Genomic DNA, 18,563 nt, shown 5'->3' on the forward strand with positions numbered 1-18,563 from the left:
TGCATCTGTTAGTTCAGTTTTGTTTCTTACGGCAAAACGAAATTGAAATGGTAGAAAATATCTTCACCCTTCTAATGCTCATCATCTTGCAGGCTGTTCTTGGATTTGACAACCTGCTTTATATTTCGCTGGAATCGAAACGGGCACCTGCACATAAGCAAAAAATGGTTCGCTCTGTTGGAATCGGGATCGCCATAGCTCTAAGAATCATTCTACTTTATGTGTTGGTAAATGTGATCCAATATTTCCGGGAACCATTCCTTGAACTTGACTCAGAACTCCTTTCCGGAGCTATCAGTGTCCATAGTTTGATTGTGTTTTTTGGAGGTGCATTTATTCTTTACACAGCAGTTAAAGAAATCTTTCATCTGGTTTATCTGGAAGAGCATGAAGGGCAGGAGCAGAGAAGTCAAAGTACATTTAAAACAATCATGATGATTGTCCTGATGAACCTGATCTTTTCTTTCGATTCGATTCTAAGTGCCATGGCGTTGAGTGAGGTGTTTTGGGTTATGGCAGCTGCTATTATTATCAGTGGCGGTATGATGATCTGGCTAGCGGATGGTGTTTCTAAGTTTCTGGCCAAAAACAGATTGTATGAAGTTCTTGGCTTATTCATACTCTTTTTAGTAGGGGTGATGCTGTTGTCTGAAGGTGGGCACTTGGCGCATCTTCAACTCTTTGGTAATCACATCACGCCGATGAGTAAAACCACTTTTTACTTTATCATTTTCATTTTGGTTGTGATAGACATTGTGCAGGGTCGCTATCAGAAGAAACTAATAGCGAATAGAACCCCGTCAAAAAACCATTAGTTCCTATAGACAGTCTTATGAATGATTTGGTTATTGAAATGTATCTGAATTGAATAAGCGCCACTTTTTAGGTTTGAAAGATCAAGCACGCTTTTTTTATTTGAATGCCTAACAGGTACTTGGTACTTTATGCCAGCCATGTCATACACTATAATCTGATTTGGTAAAATTCCACTTTCATGTTGAATTTGGAGTGATGAACCGGTCGGGTTAGGGTAGGTGACAACTAAACCAGACAATCGTTTGACTACTTCTACCCGGATAGTTCCTAGCACCTCAAATTGACCATCAAAATCGTATTGAGTCAGTCTGTAGTAATTAGCTCCAACTGGCGGATGCAAATCTGAGTATTTGTAGTTAATGATAACATCAGAATTACCTGCTCCCTTGACGCGCTCTAATTCATCAAAGTTTGTTCCATCAGACGATCTTTCCACAATGAAGTGCTCGTTATTGATCTCAGTGGCGGTACTCCAGAATAAATCAATTCTATTTTTGTTTTCACGACCGGAAAACTCAATGAGGGAAACAGGAAGCAACGCTCCGGCCTGTACGGCCTCTAAATATAGATCAAAGCTTATATCTGAACTGGTGGCATTGGCTTGATGTATTTCTACTGCGATGTAGTTTGTGCCTACAATTAAATCCGCAGGATCGACTTCAAAAACAAAATAGGTGTCTTCATCGATTCCACCTTCTGCTCCTGATGCATAGTCTAGATATGTAACTGCGCCAGTTGGCATGTTGTCACGAACAATTTCATTTCCATTTAAGTAAACAATCGCACCATCGTCTCTTCTTAAGCCAACTTTCAATGCATAGACTGAGGCGTCAGTATTTTCAAATGATTTCCTAAAATAGGTAGTTGGATATTTGTTGTTTGCATCACCCCCAAATCCGACCGTTGTGGTTTCATTTCCATCGCCATATCCAAGCTCTGCAGCACCGCTAGACCAGCCAGAGTCATCAAATGAGGTGCCTGTCCAGGCAGTTCCCTGGTCTGAGCCATCGTCCAGATAATTCCAGGTTTCACCTTTTCCTATTAGCTGATCAGAAAAGCTGCCAACCAGTTCCATATCAAAGCTAATATCACTACTGGTTAGGTTAGCCTGATGTATTTCTACTGCTATATAGTTTGTTCCATTGGTTACATCAAATACAGAAAGTGTATACTCCTGATAAAGATCCTCTTCTGCGACTGTACCCGACGAAAATGTGGTAGATGTGATGGTTCCTGTGGGCATATTATCCCTTAATACTTCATTGCCATTTATATACATGACAAATCCATCATCGTATTTAATATTGGCTAAAATTTTAGTGAAATTAGCTCTATCCTCTACATAAAAGGATGTTCTGAAGTACGTGGTAGTATACTTGTTGTTTGCATCTCCCCCAAAGCCAACGGTTGTCGCTTCATCACCATCTCCATAGCCAAGCTCTGCAGCGCCGGCTGCCCACCCGGAATCATCAAAACCACTTGCTTGCCAAGCTGTACCCTGATTGGATCCATCGTCCAGATACCTCCAGGTAGCTCCTTTATTCAGTAGGTTTTGTTCTGTCCCAATGGTGTTTGGCCCAGTGCCGGAGGTTGGTGTGCCGTTTTCATCTACAGTTAGATCGCTACAAATTTGATCTGATGAGGCTCCATTCAGGTATTGAATCTGGTCTCCTAGATTCAGCGCATTATCTCCGCAGAGCAAAGCGTCTGTATGATCCATGTATAAGTCATCAGAGGAGGTGGATGTATTGTAGATTAAAGTCTCACTAAATCCGGATAAAATCAAATCATCTCCAATCGAAGTTGTTGCATTTGCAGTTATGGTCAGTTTCCCGAGTATAATTATGTCTGACGTTGTGCTAAGGGTACCGTAGATTGTAACATTACCGCTTAGCATGGCACGTGAACTGGTGAAAGTACCTCCACTTCTTACATAGATATTTCCGGTATGATAGAAATTTGGTGTTCCTGAGCCGTTAAATGTACCAACATTGGCCAGGCCCAGGTCATTTGCAGAAGTAGCAGGGCCTCCATTATCGGTAGTAGCATTTACAATGATGTTATGGCCACTAAGGATTACAACATTATCAGTTGGTCCGGGGATTGCAGCAGCAGCGCCTGATCCATCTGAATTAAGCGTCCAGGAGTCTGCCTCGTCCCAATTTCGAGGAGCAGTAGCCCCATTTCGGCTATAATAAGTGGTTTGACAAAAAAGGCACGAGCCTGATACTAAAAAAAGTATTGATCCTGCTATGACTTTATTCATCAATGATTTTTCAGCATTAACCATTGCGAATGTTTTTAAAAATGAATGGCGGTGTTACCCTATTTCCAACTAATAAATATAGCTAGAGTTGATCTAAATCAAGTATTCATACGATTGTCATCTGGAGAATTTTCGATCAGCAATAGGCGTACAAGCATTTAGGCATTGATTTTGTTGATTAGTAGGTGTTAATGCTCGTTCTCGTAATAGTTGTATAATATTTATATCCGTAGTATCGATTACTCAGTAACAGCTGCAGTCGATTAGCTAGATCAAGGAAGGCTAATGGAATTTTAACAGCAGTTGAAGAGACACACCTCCCTACGTACATTACTCAAGTTCATTTAGCTTAGGTATTCTAATTTGGTGACCACAGCTTTATAGGAGTTTATTAATAAAATAACTCCAAAAACTTTAGGATTCATTCTCATAATAAATCTTGTAGTACTTTCGCCCGTCCGAATCCTGCCCACGCTCAATTAGCTCACGATTACCATGAATGTAGACGTGAAAGTTTTTATCCAGTTTTAACACGCTCTTAAAAATCCGGGCCTGCTTTTTTACAGACTGAACTGCAATCTTAAAGTTGTCCTCCAGCTCCAGGTCCATATCCTCTTGATACTGTTTATCAAAAAAACGAAAGGATTTTACAGCTTCCTCTTCCTGGCCAAAAACTGATAGTTCAAACTCTCCTTTATCAAAATTTTCAGCTTCTTTGAAGTATTTGATAGACTTATTAAGTAGGTCAATTTGATCCGTTTTGGAAACTTCAAATTCTTCCGGCATTTGATTCGTGATATAAGTTTTCGTCATCTCCAGAAAATGGTTGGTGTTGTTCACATGATCCTTCTTGAAGTCAAGCTGAATGAAATCGTTTTTCCAATACACAGCTTCGCTATTGTTGTTGTCATAAGCGAGGATTGTGAAAGGATCTTCATCAAAAAGGATCAAACAGGCTTTATCAAGTTTTTTTTCGCCGATTCCTTCTTTGAAAAGCAAGGTTGGTTCCTTAGTCCAATCAGGTGTTTCAATGAACGGGTCTTTTTTCTCTACTTTAAAAATGCCCAGGCCATCGATTGTTTTGTCTTCAAGAAAAATATCATTAAACCGGATGATGAAAAGCTCGCCTTCTTTAATGTTCGGATGACGTGAGCTTGTTCTTAAATGTGAGATTATCCCCTCATGGGTGTTTCCAATCTTCTCATTTCTGTTGATTTCGTTTGTGAGCTTGTATAGCACATTAAGCTCGAGATCAACATTATGAGAAAACTGATAGGTATTGGTAGCAGATGCAAAAGGTTTTAAAAAGATATTTTTTAACATCTCCTCTTCACTTGGAGAAAACTCATGTTGGATGAGGTGATGGTTATTAGCCTCTTCCTCAATTTTTTGAAAGAAAAGCTCTTTTACACTTGCACCTTTGTACTCGATCATAATCGGTTTGATTTATCTGCCACGAAATTAATTCGAATTGAAGCATTACCTAATTTCTCAATTTTTTAGATAAAAGGATGATGTAACTGGACTAACATCGATTTTACCGTATCAGAAACTGGTAACTTACAAAAACAAATTTTTTGGTAGGGTAAATCCTATCCCTCCTGTACTACTACTAAAATTACGATTATGAAATCAATAAAATTAATTGCCTTATTACTAAGCTTCGCATTTCTTGTGGCTTGCTCCAATGATGACGAAGTACCAAGTAAAATTGATATCCCAACAAATTTCTCGGTAGATATACCACAGTCGATTAGCGCCAATGCCGGTGGACTAAACGGTCGTGTTTCCGGAGATGGTGATGGAGTGATAGAGGGAAATGAAATCTATGAAAGTCTGAGAGGCTTTATCAAAATTGGTGAGGGATCAGCGGAAATCATAGAGTTAACTCTGTTAGTTGGTGTCGCGCTTGAAGTGCAAAATGTCCGCAGCTACACTTTTGAAAGCGATGACGATGGCCGTGAAAAGCGAATTGATATAACGGAAAGGGTCACTCGTGGAGGAACGGCATATGACTATGAAATGACGATGGTTGATACTGAGAATGACGAAATGGCCTTGCAACTTCTTTGGAATACCAACCCTGTACAAGGTGTGGGCATACTGAAACCTTACAATATTGATCGGACAGAGAACACAGATGCCATTGACGCTTTTATAAGAATTGATTACAGTGAGGATGACGCCAATTATGATGCAACTATGACTGTATCTATCGCTGGACTAGAGACTGTCGACAATGGTGACATTGATAACTTGAAAATGTTTGTAGGTAAAAAGGGAGACGTTGTAGATGTAATGGGTAACTCCAATCATCCAAATATTGTCATAATAGATGAAGATTTTACCGGTGGAAGAAATTATGCATTTGTTGCTCGGGGTGATGAGTCAACTGATTTAGGAGTTGCTAAACTGGCACTACCACCATCCTCAACTACTACCGATGATGTATTGGTTGATTATTCAGTCTTTGCAGTTTTGGAGGCAGAAATTAATGCTGTGGCAAACTTAGATCAGACCATTATTGATGCAATACTGGCAGAAGCACATTCACCTGCTTATTTTAATAACGATGGGTTTATTACTTCTGGTATTGACAACAAGCCAGCTAGTTTTGATGCGGCATTTGTCGATTTGACTGGTATGAACCCATTTGTCCCTAATGATGTAAAGAACTTAACGATAGATTTTATTCAATAATTGGTTTAAGGTTATTTTAATTGAAATCCCGACTGAGAGGTCGGGATTTTTTTTGATCATTGCAAACGGGCTTTGTCTACAATATCACTCAATTCATTTTCTGTGATCTCTTTCTCACCAGATAAAACAAAATCCGCATCGGCGATTACACCATATTTTTGATGAGCTTCCCACACATACTCAAGGTACCAGTCCGGTTCATTGCCCCATCTTGTTTCTTCTTTTCTACGATTCAGGTATGTGGACTTTGTGATTTTCATTATCACAGTCAAATCATACAGGTTGTTCAATTCAATGCTTGCGAATGCACGGATTCCCTCTATTATGATAGCATCACAATCCGGGTTTTTTTCTATCGTTTCTAAGATTCTCTCAAAATCGTATGATTCAGGTACTTCCCAGTTACTAAGTCCATTAATTTTTGGGATGTCCTTTTCAGGAATAACATACGCATCCATATCTATGATCAGTACCTTTCTGGGCTCCAGTTTCTTTTTCAGTTTTCTAGCCAGCATAGATTTTCCGGACCTACTAACTCCTCCTATACCTATAATGTGGGGCACTGCATAAAATTGAAATGGTGTTGGCTTAGGTTTTTACGCTTTAATCTTTTCTAATGCTTTTAAAGACCTATCCACCTCTTCCTCGGTATTGATAATGCATGGAGTCAATCGTGGATAGCTGATTCTATACGGTGAAGAACTTGCAATCACACCTCGTTCATGAAACTTCTTAACGGTAGTTTCAGCATCTAGTCCATCAATTTCAAAGCAATTGATTCCAGCTGAAAGTTCCGGAGACAAAGGTGTGAGCAGTTTTACGTGCTTCATCTCTTTGATACCATCCTTGAGTCGTGTATTTAATTCGGTAGTACGTTGGTGTACCTTACTTCGGCCAATTTCCATTTGAAACTCAAAGGCGGCATCCAGTGCCCATCGATGGTCAAAGGCATGAAAACCACCCGGAGAGCACATCTCTCCAAACGTGACTTCTCCCTCCGGCGGAAATCCCAGCCACATGCCGTATGGATTCCATCTAAATGCAGGTATAGTAGGTGCCACAGCATCCCATGCGTCCTTTTTCCCCCAAAGTATACCTGTACCACGAGGACCGAATATCCATTTATGCGTACCTGCTGCAAAGAAATCACACCCAAGAGCTGAAATGTCTTCATCCTGATTTCCAAAACCGTGAACCCCATCCACGCAGAAATAAATGCGATCAGCAGTTGATCGGTTAGAATTGGCACGGGCTATGACTTCAGAGATTGCTTTTATCGGGAGTTTGATGCCTGTACATGAGTGAACCCATGTAACCGCCACGATACGTGTTTTGTCTGTGATGGCATTGGAAATATTGGAGGTAATTTCATCCACAGTTGCAGTTGCAGGATCAGCATACTCTGCAATTCGATTGATTTTCGCACCGTTTTTGTCACAAGCATATTTCAAGGACATTTCCGTAGCATAATGGTCGTGTGTAGTCGTCAGGATTTCATCTCTAGGCTGGAGTTTGAAACCATTGTACAGCATGGCAAGACTTTGGGTGGTACTATCGGTAAGGACTACTTCACCGGGATCTACATTCATGTATTTGGCAGCTGCCTTGCTTACAATGTCTTCTTGTGGCCGCCAGTTTTCCTCCCAGTAGAGGGCCGGATTTCGATCAAAAGCATCTCGATGCTTTTGAATGGCTCCTCTAACAGGTGTCGGGTGGGAGGCAAGCAGCATTTGTGCCATTTGGATATGACTGTGATCGAGCAGGAATTGCTCGCGAATGCTTTGCCATGAGTTAGTATCAAGTGTCTGAGATTGTTCTTCAGCACATGCTATAAGGGCAGGAGTGAATAGTGCCGTTCCGAAAGCTGTTCCGGAGCGGGCTAAGAATCTTCTTCGATCCATATGTTATGGTGATTGGTGAACAACCAAGATACAAAAAATAGATATGAGTTGCTAGTCAGAGATCCTTAGAATTTCAGCTTGAATACCTAACCTGCACTAAAGAAATACCATTCAGATCTGTGGTGATTATCTCGGTCATACAGTCTAAAAATGGACGCATTTCTTTAAAAGCATCAGACATAATTCTAGAAAAGTTTGAATCATTCACCTGCTTTCGGGTAAAGTCATGTCGGATGATGTATTGCTTATATCGGAGCAGATCAATCTCCGGATGATCCTTTTCAAATCCTTTAGGAGCAGTTTTCAGTTGGTCACCTTGCAGCTCACCAAAAGTGTTTTTAAATGTCTTTGATTCAATGACTGCCCGCAAAGGGTCTGCATCTGATGCGATTTGATTTCTGAAATGTAGCAGATCCTGGGCATTGGGACCAAAGAACCCACCCATGACAAATGCTTCATCAAGTCCTATTTTGTAAAAGTACCCTCCGCGTCTATCTGCTCCGGCTCGTTTAAACCTCCCTGCCCAGTGTGTTTTGTATGGTATTTTATCCTTAGAGAAACGGACATCCCGATAGATTCTAAACAAGCTCTTTTTGCCCGTTGGCGTTTCAATCACATCGTGTTTGTTCATCTCATTTAGCAGCCGATCTGCGAATTCGATCATCTCCTCATGTGAAGCCTCGTATGCTGGCTTATTGTCTTGAAACCATTCACGGTTGTTGTTTTCAGCCAGATCAGATAGGAAGGAAAGAGATTTTTGCATTTTGGAAAGGTAGAGAAGGATTAAGTGTAACACTGAATTCCCCGCCTTGATTTTACCAAATCAAGTCTATTCTGATCTTAGTGAATTAACAGGATTAGAGAATGCTGTTTTGAACGCCTGAAAACTGATCGTAATGATTACCATCAATAGTGTAAGAAGGCTAGCTATAATAAAGCTCATCGGAGAAATGTCGATACGGTATGAAAATTCACTGAGCCAATCGTTTGCAAGCCAGATGCTAACCGGTATAGAAATGATCATGGAGACTACTGCAAGTAGCGCAAAACGCTTCGAAAGTAGCAGTACAATATTCGTAACAGATGCGCCCAGAACCTTTCGAATACCAACTTCTTTCATTTTTTGAGAAGCAATAAACATGATTAGGCCATACGAGCCCAGACAGGAGATCAGGATGGCAAGAAAGGAGAAATACCCAACCGTAGTTCCAAGCTGTTCCTGTTGATTGTATCCCTGATCCAGTGACTCATCCAAAAACGTAGAGTTGAATGTCTCATCAGGGAAGAAGGTGTTCCACTCACTTTCAAGTTTAGCCAGTGTTTCAGGCACGTTGAGGTTTTCAATTTTAATGGAGAACACAGCAAACTGTGCCACTGATATTTCCATAATAAGCGGCCTCATGGGTTCAGTCAAGGCCAGAAAATTAAAATCTTGCACCACGCCAATTATCTTCCCTTCCTTTCCTTCGATGTTAATCCCTTTACCCAATGCTTCCTCCGGCGTACCAAAATTATATTCCTGAAGTGCGTATTCATTTACGAGAAAAGCGTTTAGATGATCTGTTCCAAAACCTTTAGAGAAATCTCGTCCGGCAACCATCGCAATTTCATATGTATCAATGAAATCATAATCCACAGCATAAACCGGTGCTATGATATTGTCCTGTGCGGTGAATCCCTCAGGGATCACATTCCGGTTCACCATGCCAAACCCGGGAGCCTGGGCAGATACCGTGCTGGCTAAAACACCGGGAATGCCTGCAATGGCATCCTCGAAAGCATTCATTTTTTGACGCAATGATTCATTCACACCGCCAAATACATTGTTAAAATTTTGGCTTTGGATAGGGATGGTAATGATATGATCACGTTGAAAACCAAGTGGCCTATTCCGCATCATATCCAGCTGATCGAATACAATGAGTGTGCACGAAATAAGGATCATGCTGATCGTAAACTGAACGATGATCAGTCCTTTTCGAAATGCGAGCCCTCCTTTTGCGTTTGTGCTGACCTCTCCTTTCAGGCTGCTGATTGGAGCGATTTTGGTCACATAAAAAGCAGGGTACATGCCAGCCAGGAAGCCGGTCAGCAGAAATAGTACTATCAAACCAATAAGAGTGCGTGATGTAAACAAAACAGAAGTTTCAAGCTCTTTCCCTGTGAGTTCATTGAGCTGGGGGAGTAGGGCATAAGTAGCAATCAATGCTAAAAAAGCTGCAATGGCTGCAGTGAGAAACGACTCGCCCAAAAACTGGGTGATCAGATTGGACTTCCATGCACCCAATACCTTGCGCATACCAATTTCTTTGGCCCGCTGCAATGACCGGGCAGTAGACAAGTTGATGAAATTGATACAGGCAATTAGCAATGTCAAAGCCCCTACAGCAATGAATATGAACAAAAAGGAGCGACTGCCTGACGCTTCTGCTTGTGCCTGAATCTCGTCATTCAGATGAATATTATGCAAAGGCTGAAGTGAAAAAGATTGATTTTTTTGCATGTTTTCTGGAATCTTCTCTGCAATGAATTCAGGAAAAGCACTATCTACGCTTTTCGGGCTAGCTCCTTCTTTTAATAAGACATAGGTTGGTGAGTGTGAGACCATCCAGTTCATCTTAAAGTTTTGCCGCACATTTTCCTCCAGCCCTACAGGCTCCAGATCATACATGTTGTCATAAGGGAGGATCATATCAAAATGTACATGCGAGTTGGATGGAAAGTCTTTGGTGACAGCAATCACTTTGAAGGTGTTTTCTCCTTCCATGATGATGGACTTCCCGACCGGGTTTTCATCACCAAAGTATTTGGTGGCTATTTCATCATTGATGATTACGGTAAAAGGCTGAGTCAACGCACCTTCTAAAGAGCCCTGTACAAGTTCAAAATCAAAAATACTGAGAATGGTAGCATCGGCGAAGTTTACATTTCCTTCCTCAAATCGCTGTACGGAACCATCATCCTTAGGCACCTGAACACTCACACTTCGTGAGAACAGTCTGGAAGTACTTTCTACTTCCGGAAAGTAGGTGGCGATATGCTCTCCCATGATTGGCGGGATTCGGGCCAGATTGAAATCTGCTATGTCATATCGCACGCGATAGATTCTATCTTTCTTTGCATGAAAATTATCGTAGTTCAGCTCATCCGCCACATAAGTGTAGATCAAAAGGCAGGCTGTAAGGCCTCCGGTTAACCCTAAAATATTGATTACACTGAAGGATTTGTGTTTGAATAGGTTTCTAAAGGCTGAGATCAGATAACTTTTAAACATGTTGGTAGGATTTATACTGTCAACCTAACGAAATGCTTCTTTGACTGATCGGGGATTTACATAAACGGCTGTCTTTGATACCTTATTTACCAAATATTTTGGTTTATTGAGGCCCTCATCTGTGCTGTTGAGATAAGTTGTTTAAAAGCTGGTCTTGTTAATCGACCTGATTCGGTTCTATTAAGTCCCAGAGGTTTCCATAAAGGTCAGAAAAGACACACACCTTACCGTAAGGCTCGACCGAAGGCTCACGTATAATTTCTACATCGTTTGCCTTTAGCTGTTCATAATAGCTATCAAAATCACTCGTATGCATAAACAGGAAAACACGTCCTCCCGTCTGGTTTCCTATGGCCTTTTTTTGTTCTTCATTGGCCGCTTTCCCAAATAAAAGAGCAATGTCTGATTCCGGAGGCGCTACACGCACCCAGCGTTTGGTCTCACTTAGCTGAGTGTCTTCCAGCAATTCAAACCCAAGCTTCTCAGTGTAAAAACTGATCGCTTCATCATAATCCCGGACGACCAGTGTGAGTTGGAATAGTTGATTTTTCATGCCTTAAAATGAACGATCAACTTGCTATCCACTTAAATTGGAATTGTTTTCCAGGAATTTTCACCCGTTCCGATAGCCGCTGGAGTCTGTTGGGTAGTGCCATCAAATAATCCCGTGCTTCTTCCGCTTTTTCATTGATTCCTTTGATATTCTCGATGTTCCACTCTTTGATCAGTGAATTCAGAATATCGATGTAATCCTGAGTGGTATAAACCATGGTTCGCTGTGCTGCATCCGAGAAATGCTTGAACAGTTCACCGATCCTGCCACCCGTTTCCCGGAGAAAATGTGCGGGCATCACAATTTTTTTACGCATCATATCTTCAAAAGCGATCATTGCTTCACTTGGATCTATCTCGAAAATGTTCTTCACAAAATTTTTGTATGCACTTGCATGACGTGCCTCATCTGAGGCAATGATGCCACACATTTTAGCCAGGAGCGTGTTTCCCGCCTTTTTCGCCAGGCTGGCTACTCTTCTGTGTGAGATGTTGGTGGCCAACTCCTGAAAGCTCGTGTAGATGAAGCTTTTATAAGGATCCCGGGCAGTTTGAATGTCAAATCCATCGTTTAGCAAATGATGGGTGGAGACTTCCATTTCTCTCATGTTCACCCTGCCGGATAAATAGAGGTATTTACTGAGCAAGTCTCCATGACGATTTTCTTCAGCCGTCCATCCTCTCACCCACTGAGTCCAGCCGTTTTTATTTTCTTGGTTTACTCCATCCATGTCCATGAGCCACGATTCGTAGGTAGGAAGCGCTTCCTCCGTGATGGTATCTCCAATAAGTACGGCAAAAAGATCATAATTCATTTCTGCCGAATGTCCCTGAATATCGCGGATCTCCTCTATGAAGTCGGGAGAATTAGAATCAGGAAGGATATCCGAAGGCTGCCAAATTTCCTCAATCGGTTTAAGGTATTTACCTAACAGCTCATCCATCGATTTCTCCAGGGTCTGCATCACTTCCTTACGTATGTTATTCAAGTTCATTTGGCTAAGGTATTTGGATGCGGTTGATTGTGAGCTCTTTTTGGAAATTAATAGCAAGACCCAAAACAAAATAGGTATTCACCTTTTTGAAAAGGGGGATTCCTCTCGGGTTAAGATTAAATGTATTCCCCCTTTTTCAAAGGGGGCTAGGGGGATTGGTACGTACACAAAAAGCTAACCGGTGGTTGGGCTAGTTAAAACCAGTGAGTAATGCCACTAGCAGGAGAACAGGCACAAGGACTACACCCATAGAAATAAATATATTGGCGATGGCTTTCCACACAGAAAAACCCTGAACCTCGGAAAGTCCGATCACAAAAATGGCAATCGTCCAGACACCAATGATGACCTCTGACAAAGCAAGGAGATAAAATAGTATCACTTCTATAGCTGAATAATTCTCCAGGTAAATTTGACTTTTGAATAGGTCATTCCCGAAAATAGCAATCTGAATAGTGATGATAATCAATGAAAAGGCAACCGGTATAGAAGCATAGGCCGACATTCTAAGGAGAGATTCTCGTGTAGCTTTACCATCAATCCATTTTCCGGTCCAGCTCATCAAAGCCGCGCCAATGTAGAAGCTAATCCAACCTAATAGTCCACCAAAAATGACACTCATGGCCAGTACGAAGGTTAAGGAATGCTCATCACCCATGTTTTTATTGGATGCATTATTTAGGGTAGAGCCGATTCCGGCCATTATCAGCAAGCCATACAAGAATTTATCGTAACTGTTCTCTTCGAGGTACCTGAAGACAATTCGTGGTTTAGTCCAGATAAGCGTGAAAATCTGACGATCTGTGATGGATACAAACTCTATTTTGTCCTGGTGTTCTTCGTCATTCATATTTTTTAGCAGTTGATTTAAAAGTCAAACATACTACAACATGGAAAACCGAGCCTTCTGGCCTTAGATATATAGCCCCTTTCTCAGGAGAGCTGTGGGTATTGTCTCTCCCACCTTTCCACAAAATGATAAATCTCTCCCAAAACAAAAGCCATGTTTTGCTTCACATCCAGATCATCGAACCAGAGAAAGGACAATTGCATTGCTTCCAGGATTTCCTGTCTGGCTTGGTCTTGCATTCGAGCTTCTTCATGGTAGTGACTGCTGCCATCTACTTCTATTACCAGATTGAGCTTTTTGCAATAGAAATCGACGATGTAATTATCAAGTGGTTTCTGCCGGTTGAATTTGTATCCTTTTACCGAACCCGCTCTCAGCTCCCGCCAGAGCAGTACCTCACCCATTGTGCTGTTGTTGCGCAGGTCTCGCGAAAACTGTTTCAGGTTCTTGTTGTACGGCAGATAGTACATGGGATAAAAATAGAAATGTTGCGTTGAATATCCTGCGTCGGTTGCGAATCCCTTGTCTGTGGTTCGTCGAATCCCCCGCCTTGATTTTTCAAATCAAGCCACCCCCTTTGGAAAAGGGGGATTCCTCTCGAATTAAGATTAGATGTATTCCCCCTTTGAATAAAGGGGGTAAGGGGGATTGGTACGTGCACAAAAGTACAATGCTTCGCTAAAGAGGATTGGTACATACACTCAAAAAGCACAAGCGGATGCTTGCGCTAAAGAGGAAGCCTAATAGATTGTAACTAATATCAACATGGCTAGCATAATTAGTACTTGTACAGACATAAGAAGGAAAACAATCACAGCACCAGTTGTTAGTTTGTTATTTTCATCTTGTACGGCAGCCACAAAAGTCAATGTTCCAAGTGCAGTTGAAAGTAGAAAAAAAACGAATATTATAATACTGACCCATTTGGAACCTAAAAAGTCATGAATTGAGGTTATGAATTTTTCAATTTTACTTTTCTGAAGTAAAAGCTCATAAGGTAGGGGTGGTTTAATTTGACCCTTTTTTAACTTTCCTAGAAAGTCTACCTTGTTTATTTCAGAATCAGAAATAAATATTTCTATTTGAATTTGATCCCCTGGATTTAATAATGATGGGAGATATTCAAGGGATACATTAGGTTCTAATGAAGAATATTTGAGGATAGAATTTCTTTGTTTTGCATTCTCAACTTCAATTGCATTAATGATAAATGGCTGCTTGTCTTGTGTGTTGCTACCAACAAGTAAAAACTGAATAGGCCCATCTATAAAGTCATCTTTTGAAATATATTGGTTGCCCGAATTGATTATAGTCAGCTTGATTGAAGAAATATTTTGAACTCTTAAACTATCGTAATAGAGGCGAATATCATTTTGCAAAGCTGATTTATTGGTTAGTATTTTTTCAGATTTGGAGTAATATAGACTTAGTTCCTTGACTTCTTTTTCGAAAATTCTAATAGCGAAAGTTATAACAACTGGTATTAAAGCTGTGATTAAAGCAACAAGCAATTGGGATCTTCTTTTCTTTATATCTATTGCCGACTTATTGCTCATAACTTCTTTCTGAAAGTACCAATTTAGTATCTTTTTATAAAATCATTACTCTTAAAACTTAATGTCAGCTACCAAAGCAATCTCATTAACTCTTAAATAAAGTACAATCTTAAGTTTTTGACTTAAAATATAACTTCCCAAACAAATCACTCCATTTTATACCTCATGCCAAATGATATTCCTGCAAATCTTCACAGGAACCAAATTCCTCCATTTCCCCTTCATTTTCAGTAAATTTGCAGTCCCAAAATTTTGAAACAACATGACTCAGGCTGTAGAGATATACAAACCCAAAAATCACATTCGTATCGTAACTGCAGCGTCCCTGTTTGATGGACACGATGCAGCGATTAACATTATGCGAAGGATCATTCAGTCTACCGGCTGTGAGGTGATCCACTTGGGACACAATCGTGCGGTGCAGGAAATTGTGGATTGTGCCATCCAGGAAGATGCGCAGGCTATCGCGATCACCAGTTATCAGGGTGGTCACGTAGAGTATTTCAAGTACATGTATGATTTGCTGAAAGAGCGGGGTGCTGAGCAAATCAAGCTGTTTGGTGGAGGAGGAGGCACCATCCTTCCAGAAGAAATCGAAGAATTACATAAGCACGGGATCACACGCATCTACTCGCCGGATGACGGACGAGCGATGGGACTTCAGGGCATGATCAACGACCTGGTGAAGCAAAGTGATTTTCCGGTTGGAGAAAATCTGAATGGGCAGATAAAGAAGATCAGCACGAAAGATCATCAGGCCATTGCACGCACCATCTCAGCAGCAGAAAACTATCCGGAACAATTCAAGGAAGAGATGGCTGCCTTGCGAAAAATTGCTTCTGATACGCCTGTTTTGGGAATCACTGGAACGGGTGGAGCAGGTAAATCATCGTTGGTAGATGAACTGGTTCGTCGCTTCCTGATGGATTTTAAGGATAAAAACATAGCGGTTATTTCCGTAGATCCGTCCAAGCGAAAAACAGGCGGTGCTCTATTGGGAGATCGGATCCGTATGAATGCAATCTTCAGTGATCGGGTATACATGCGCTCGCTGGCAACTCGTCAGTCCAACCTGGCATTGTCCAAATATGTGCAGGATGCTATTGATATTGTAAAAGCAGCCGGGTTCGATCTGATCATTCTCGAAACTTCCGGTATCGGTCAGTCGGATACTGAAATCACCGATCATTCAGATGCTTCGCTTTACGTAATGACGCCCGAGTATGGTGCTGCTACTCAGCTGGAAAAAATCGACATGCTGGACTTTGCGGACATCATCGCACTGAACAAGTTTGATAAGCGTGGTGCATTGGATGCATTGCGAGATGTGAAAAAGCAATACCAACGCAACCATCAACTGTGGGATGCAAAGCCGGAGGATTTGCCGGTATTTGGTACGATCGCTTCACAGTTTAATGATCCGGGCATGAATCAGCTGTACTTATCGCTGATGAACCTCATCGCTAAAAAGACCGGGTCGAAATTAAAATCTTCTTTTGTGAGCTCGGAAGAGATGAGCGAGAAGGTGTTCATCATTCCTCCTAAACGAACCCGATACCTTTCTGAGATCACCGAAACGATTAGAGGCTACAACGAAACAGTAGAAAAGCAGAAAGAAGTAGCACAGAAGCTATACAGCCTGGATAAATCTGCTGAAGTGCTGAAGGATGAGAAAGCGGCACTGGAAGCCATCGATAAGGCCAAAGAAAAATTGAAGTTGGATCTGGATCCGCACAACGCTAAGATTTTAGAGGAATGGGACGCAAAACGCGCCAACTATGAAGGAGAGCACTTCACCTATGAAGTGCGAGGCAAAGAGATCAAAGTGGAAACTACCACTGAATCACTTTCGCATACCCGGATTCCAAAAGTGAGCCTTCCAAAATATGAAGCCTGGGGAGATATTTTGAGATGGAGTTTACAGGAAAATGTGCCTGGAGAGTTTCCATACACCTCAGGAGTATTCCCTTTCAAACGTCAGGGAGAAGATCCAACTCGGATGTTTGCCGGAGAAGGAGGGCCGGAAAGAACAAACCGTAGGTTTCACTATGTATCTAAAGGATTACCTGCAGCGAGACTATCCACTGCCTTTGATTCCGTAACGCTTTACGGAGAAAATCCGGATCACCGTCCGGACATTTATGGTAAGATTGGTAACTCCGGAGTGAGTATCTGTTGCCTGGATGATGCGAAAAAATTATACTCAGGATTTGATCTGTGCGATCCGACTACCTCGGTTTCCATGACCATCAATGGTCCTGCTGCTACAATCTGCGCATTCTTTATGAATGCCGCGATTGATCAGCAGTGTGAAAAGTACATCACCGAAAATGGGATGGAGAAAGAGATCGAGGCTAAGATCGCTAAGATGTACAAGGATGCCGGGGTACAGCGACCGACCTACAGCGGTGAATTACCGGAAGGACACAATGGATTGGGATTGATGCTACTCGGTGTGTCTGGCGATCAGGTGCTACCGGCAGATGTGTACCAGGAAATGAAAGTGAAAGCACTCTCATCTGTTCGAGGTACGGTACAGGCTGACATCCTGAAAGAAGATCAGGCTCAAAACACGTGCATATTCTCAACGGAGTATTCCCTTCGTCTGATGGGAGATGTGCAGCAGTATTTCATCGATCAGAATGTGCGGAATTTCTACTCAGTTTCCATTTCCGGTTACCACATAGCAGAGGCAGGCGCCAACCCAATTTCTCAACTGGCATTCACGCTGGCAAACGGATTCACATTCGTAGAGTACTACTTGTCCAGGGGCATGGATATCAATGCTTTTGCACCAAACTTGTCTTTCTTCTTCTCCAATGGAGTAGATCCGGAATATGCAGTAATAGGCCGGGTGGCACGAAGAATTTGGTCCAAGGCAATGAAGCTGAAGTACGGAGCAAACGATCGTGCACAGAAGTTGAAATATCATATCCAAACTTCGGGACGGTCATTACATGCGCAGGAAATTGATTTCAACGATATCCGAACCACACTACAGGCACTCTATGCGATTTATGACAACTGTAACTCGCTACACACCAATGCCTACGATGAAGCGATCACCACTCCAACGGAGGGATCAGTGAGACGAGCGATGGCGATCCAGTTGATCATCAACAAGGAGCTGGGACTTGCGAAAAATGAGAATCCGATTCAGGGCTCATTCATCATTGAAGAATTGACTGATTTGGTTGAGGAAGCAGTAATGGTTGAATTTGACAGAATCACGGAACGAGGAGGTGTGCTTGGAGCAATGGAGAGCATGTATCAGCGAGGCAAGATTCAGGAGGAGTCGATGTATTATGAAACGCTGAAGCATACAGGTGAAATGCCGATCATCGGTGTGAATACCTTCCTTTCTTCCAAAGGATCGCCTACTGTTATTCCTGATGAGGTTATACGAGCTACTAAAGAAGAAAAAGAGCAACAGATTCATAACCTAAATGAGATGCATAAAGGAAATGCCAGTAAATCCGCAGAGCTTCTCAAGCATCTTCAGGGTACAGCCCTGCACAATGAAAATACATTTGCAGCTTTGATGGAAGCTTCTAAGTATTGCTCGCTTGGTCAGATCACTCACGCTATGTTTGAGGTGGGTGGCCAGTACAGAAGGAATATGTAAGTCACATTTGCACAGAAGGGGAGACTAT

The 18,563-nt window shown here is 41.8% G+C and carries 14 protein-coding genes; 3 read left to right on the plus strand and 11 right to left on the minus strand.

Features of this window, described 5'->3' with window-relative positions:
- The first annotated feature begins 47 nt into the window (after positions 1–47).
- Positions 48–815 (plus strand): TerC family protein, encoded by a 768-nt coding sequence (locus tag RIC88_RS11275; protein ID WP_350217634.1) that lies wholly within the window; start codon positions 48–50, stop codon positions 813–815.
- Here RIC88_RS11275 and RIC88_RS11280 read toward each other — a convergent pair.
- Both RIC88_RS11280 and RIC88_RS11285 read right to left on the minus strand, forming a co-directional pair.
- Positions 812–3,082 carry a T9SS type A sorting domain-containing protein gene (locus tag RIC88_RS11280; RefSeq protein ID WP_350217635.1) on the minus strand — a complete coding sequence of 757 codons (2,271 nt, stop codon included), beginning with the start codon at positions 3,080–3,082 and terminating at the stop codon, positions 812–814. The two genes, RIC88_RS11275 and RIC88_RS11280, sit on opposite strands and share 4 nt — an antisense overlap.
- A gap of 414 nt (positions 3,083–3,496) precedes the next feature.
- Positions 3,497–4,516 carry a nucleoid-associated protein gene (locus tag RIC88_RS11285; RefSeq protein WP_350217636.1) on the minus strand — a complete coding sequence of 340 codons (1,020 nt, stop codon included), beginning with the start codon at positions 4,514–4,516 and terminating at the stop codon, positions 3,497–3,499.
- Positions 4,517–4,708: 192 nt separating this feature from the next.
- On the opposite strand from RIC88_RS11285, the gene RIC88_RS11290 reads away from it, so the two are divergent.
- Positions 4,709–5,782, plus strand: coding sequence for a hypothetical protein (locus RIC88_RS11290; RefSeq protein WP_350217637.1), 1,074 nt, complete (start codon positions 4,709–4,711; stop codon positions 5,780–5,782).
- 56 nt (positions 5,783–5,838) lie between these two features.
- On the opposite strand, the gene RIC88_RS11295 is transcribed toward RIC88_RS11290, so the two are convergent.
- The 9 genes from RIC88_RS11295 to RIC88_RS11335 all read right to left on the minus strand — a co-directional run bounded on the left by RIC88_RS11295 (position 5,839) and on the right by RIC88_RS11335 (position 14,910).
- On the minus strand, positions 5,839–6,345 hold the full coding sequence (locus RIC88_RS11295; RefSeq protein WP_350217638.1) for a uridine kinase family protein: 507 nt from the start codon (positions 6,343–6,345) through the stop codon (positions 5,839–5,841).
- A gap of 33 nt (positions 6,346–6,378) precedes the next feature.
- A complete protein-coding gene (locus RIC88_RS11300) occupies positions 6,379–7,683 on the minus strand; it encodes an aminotransferase class V-fold PLP-dependent enzyme (protein ID WP_350217639.1) in 1,305 nt (434 codons plus the stop codon).
- A 73-nt stretch (positions 7,684–7,756) separates the two neighbouring features.
- A complete protein-coding gene (locus RIC88_RS11305; protein ID WP_350217640.1) occupies positions 7,757–8,446 on the minus strand; it encodes a DUF2461 domain-containing protein in 690 nt (229 codons plus the stop codon).
- Between the two features lie 66 nt (positions 8,447–8,512).
- On the minus strand, positions 8,513–10,957 hold the full coding sequence (locus tag RIC88_RS11310; protein WP_350217641.1) for an ABC transporter permease: 2,445 nt from the start codon (positions 10,955–10,957) through the stop codon (positions 8,513–8,515).
- Positions 10,958–11,114: 157 nt separating this feature from the next.
- Positions 11,115–11,510, minus strand: coding sequence for a VOC family protein (locus RIC88_RS11315; RefSeq protein WP_350217642.1), 396 nt, complete (start codon positions 11,508–11,510; stop codon positions 11,115–11,117).
- A 16-nt stretch (positions 11,511–11,526) separates the two neighbouring features.
- Positions 11,527–12,504, minus strand: a complete 978-nt coding sequence (locus RIC88_RS11320; protein ID WP_350217643.1) for an acyl-ACP desaturase — start codon at positions 12,502–12,504, stop codon at positions 11,527–11,529.
- A 190-nt stretch (positions 12,505–12,694) separates the two neighbouring features.
- Complete coding sequence (locus tag RIC88_RS11325; protein ID WP_350217644.1) at positions 12,695–13,354, minus strand: Yip1 family protein; 660 nt, start codon at positions 13,352–13,354, stop codon at positions 12,695–12,697.
- Between the two features lie 83 nt (positions 13,355–13,437).
- A complete protein-coding gene (locus RIC88_RS11330; RefSeq protein WP_350217645.1) occupies positions 13,438–13,824 on the minus strand; it encodes an endonuclease domain-containing protein in 387 nt (128 codons plus the stop codon).
- 270 nt (positions 13,825–14,094) lie between these two features.
- On the minus strand, positions 14,095–14,910 hold the full coding sequence (locus RIC88_RS11335; protein ID WP_350217646.1) for a hypothetical protein: 816 nt from the start codon (positions 14,908–14,910) through the stop codon (positions 14,095–14,097).
- Positions 14,911–15,172: 262 nt separating this feature from the next.
- Between RIC88_RS11335 and RIC88_RS11340 the strand changes: the two genes are divergently transcribed.
- Complete coding sequence (locus tag RIC88_RS11340; protein ID WP_350217647.1) at positions 15,173–18,535, plus strand: methylmalonyl-CoA mutase family protein; 3,363 nt, start codon at positions 15,173–15,175, stop codon at positions 18,533–18,535.
- Positions 18,536–18,563: the final 28 nt, after the last annotated feature.

It is taken from the genome of Ekhidna sp. (assembly GCF_040220215.1).
In the GTDB taxonomy this organism is placed as follows: domain Bacteria; phylum Bacteroidota; class Bacteroidia; order Cytophagales; family Cyclobacteriaceae; genus Ekhidna.

What these genes read in the sequence shown, in the direction of transcription:
- RIC88_RS11275 (WP_350217634.1), top strand. Translation starts at nt 48, where the DNA reads ATGGTAGAAAATATCTTCACCCTTCTAATGCTCATCATCTTGCAGGCT.
- RIC88_RS11280 (WP_350217635.1), bottom strand. Translation starts at nt 3,082, where the DNA reads ATGAATAAAGTCATAGCAGGATCAATACTTTTTTTAGTATCAGGCTCG.
- RIC88_RS11285 (WP_350217636.1), bottom strand. Translation starts at nt 4,516, where the DNA reads ATGATCGAGTACAAAGGTGCAAGTGTAAAAGAGCTTTTCTTTCAAAAA.
- RIC88_RS11290 (WP_350217637.1), top strand. Translation starts at nt 4,709, where the DNA reads ATGAAATCAATAAAATTAATTGCCTTATTACTAAGCTTCGCATTTCTT.
- RIC88_RS11300 (WP_350217639.1), bottom strand. Translation starts at nt 7,683, where the DNA reads ATGGATCGAAGAAGATTCTTAGCCCGCTCCGGAACAGCTTTCGGAACG.
- RIC88_RS11305 (WP_350217640.1), bottom strand. Translation starts at nt 8,446, where the DNA reads ATGCAAAAATCTCTTTCCTTCCTATCTGATCTGGCTGAAAACAACAAC.
- RIC88_RS11310 (WP_350217641.1), bottom strand. Translation starts at nt 10,957, where the DNA reads ATGTTTAAAAGTTATCTGATCTCAGCCTTTAGAAACCTATTCAAACAC.
- RIC88_RS11315 (WP_350217642.1), bottom strand. Translation starts at nt 11,510, where the DNA reads ATGAAAAATCAACTATTCCAACTCACACTGGTCGTCCGGGATTATGAT.
- RIC88_RS11320 (WP_350217643.1), bottom strand. Translation starts at nt 12,504, where the DNA reads ATGAACTTGAATAACATACGTAAGGAAGTGATGCAGACCCTGGAGAAA.
- RIC88_RS11325 (WP_350217644.1), bottom strand. Translation starts at nt 13,354, where the DNA reads ATGAATGACGAAGAACACCAGGACAAAATAGAGTTTGTATCCATCACA.
- RIC88_RS11330 (WP_350217645.1), bottom strand. Translation starts at nt 13,824, where the DNA reads ATGTACTATCTGCCGTACAACAAGAACCTGAAACAGTTTTCGCGAGAC.
- RIC88_RS11335 (WP_350217646.1), bottom strand. Translation starts at nt 14,910, where the DNA reads ATGAGCAATAAGTCGGCAATAGATATAAAGAAAAGAAGATCCCAATTG.
- RIC88_RS11340 (WP_350217647.1), top strand. Translation starts at nt 15,173, where the DNA reads ATGACTCAGGCTGTAGAGATATACAAACCCAAAAATCACATTCGTATC.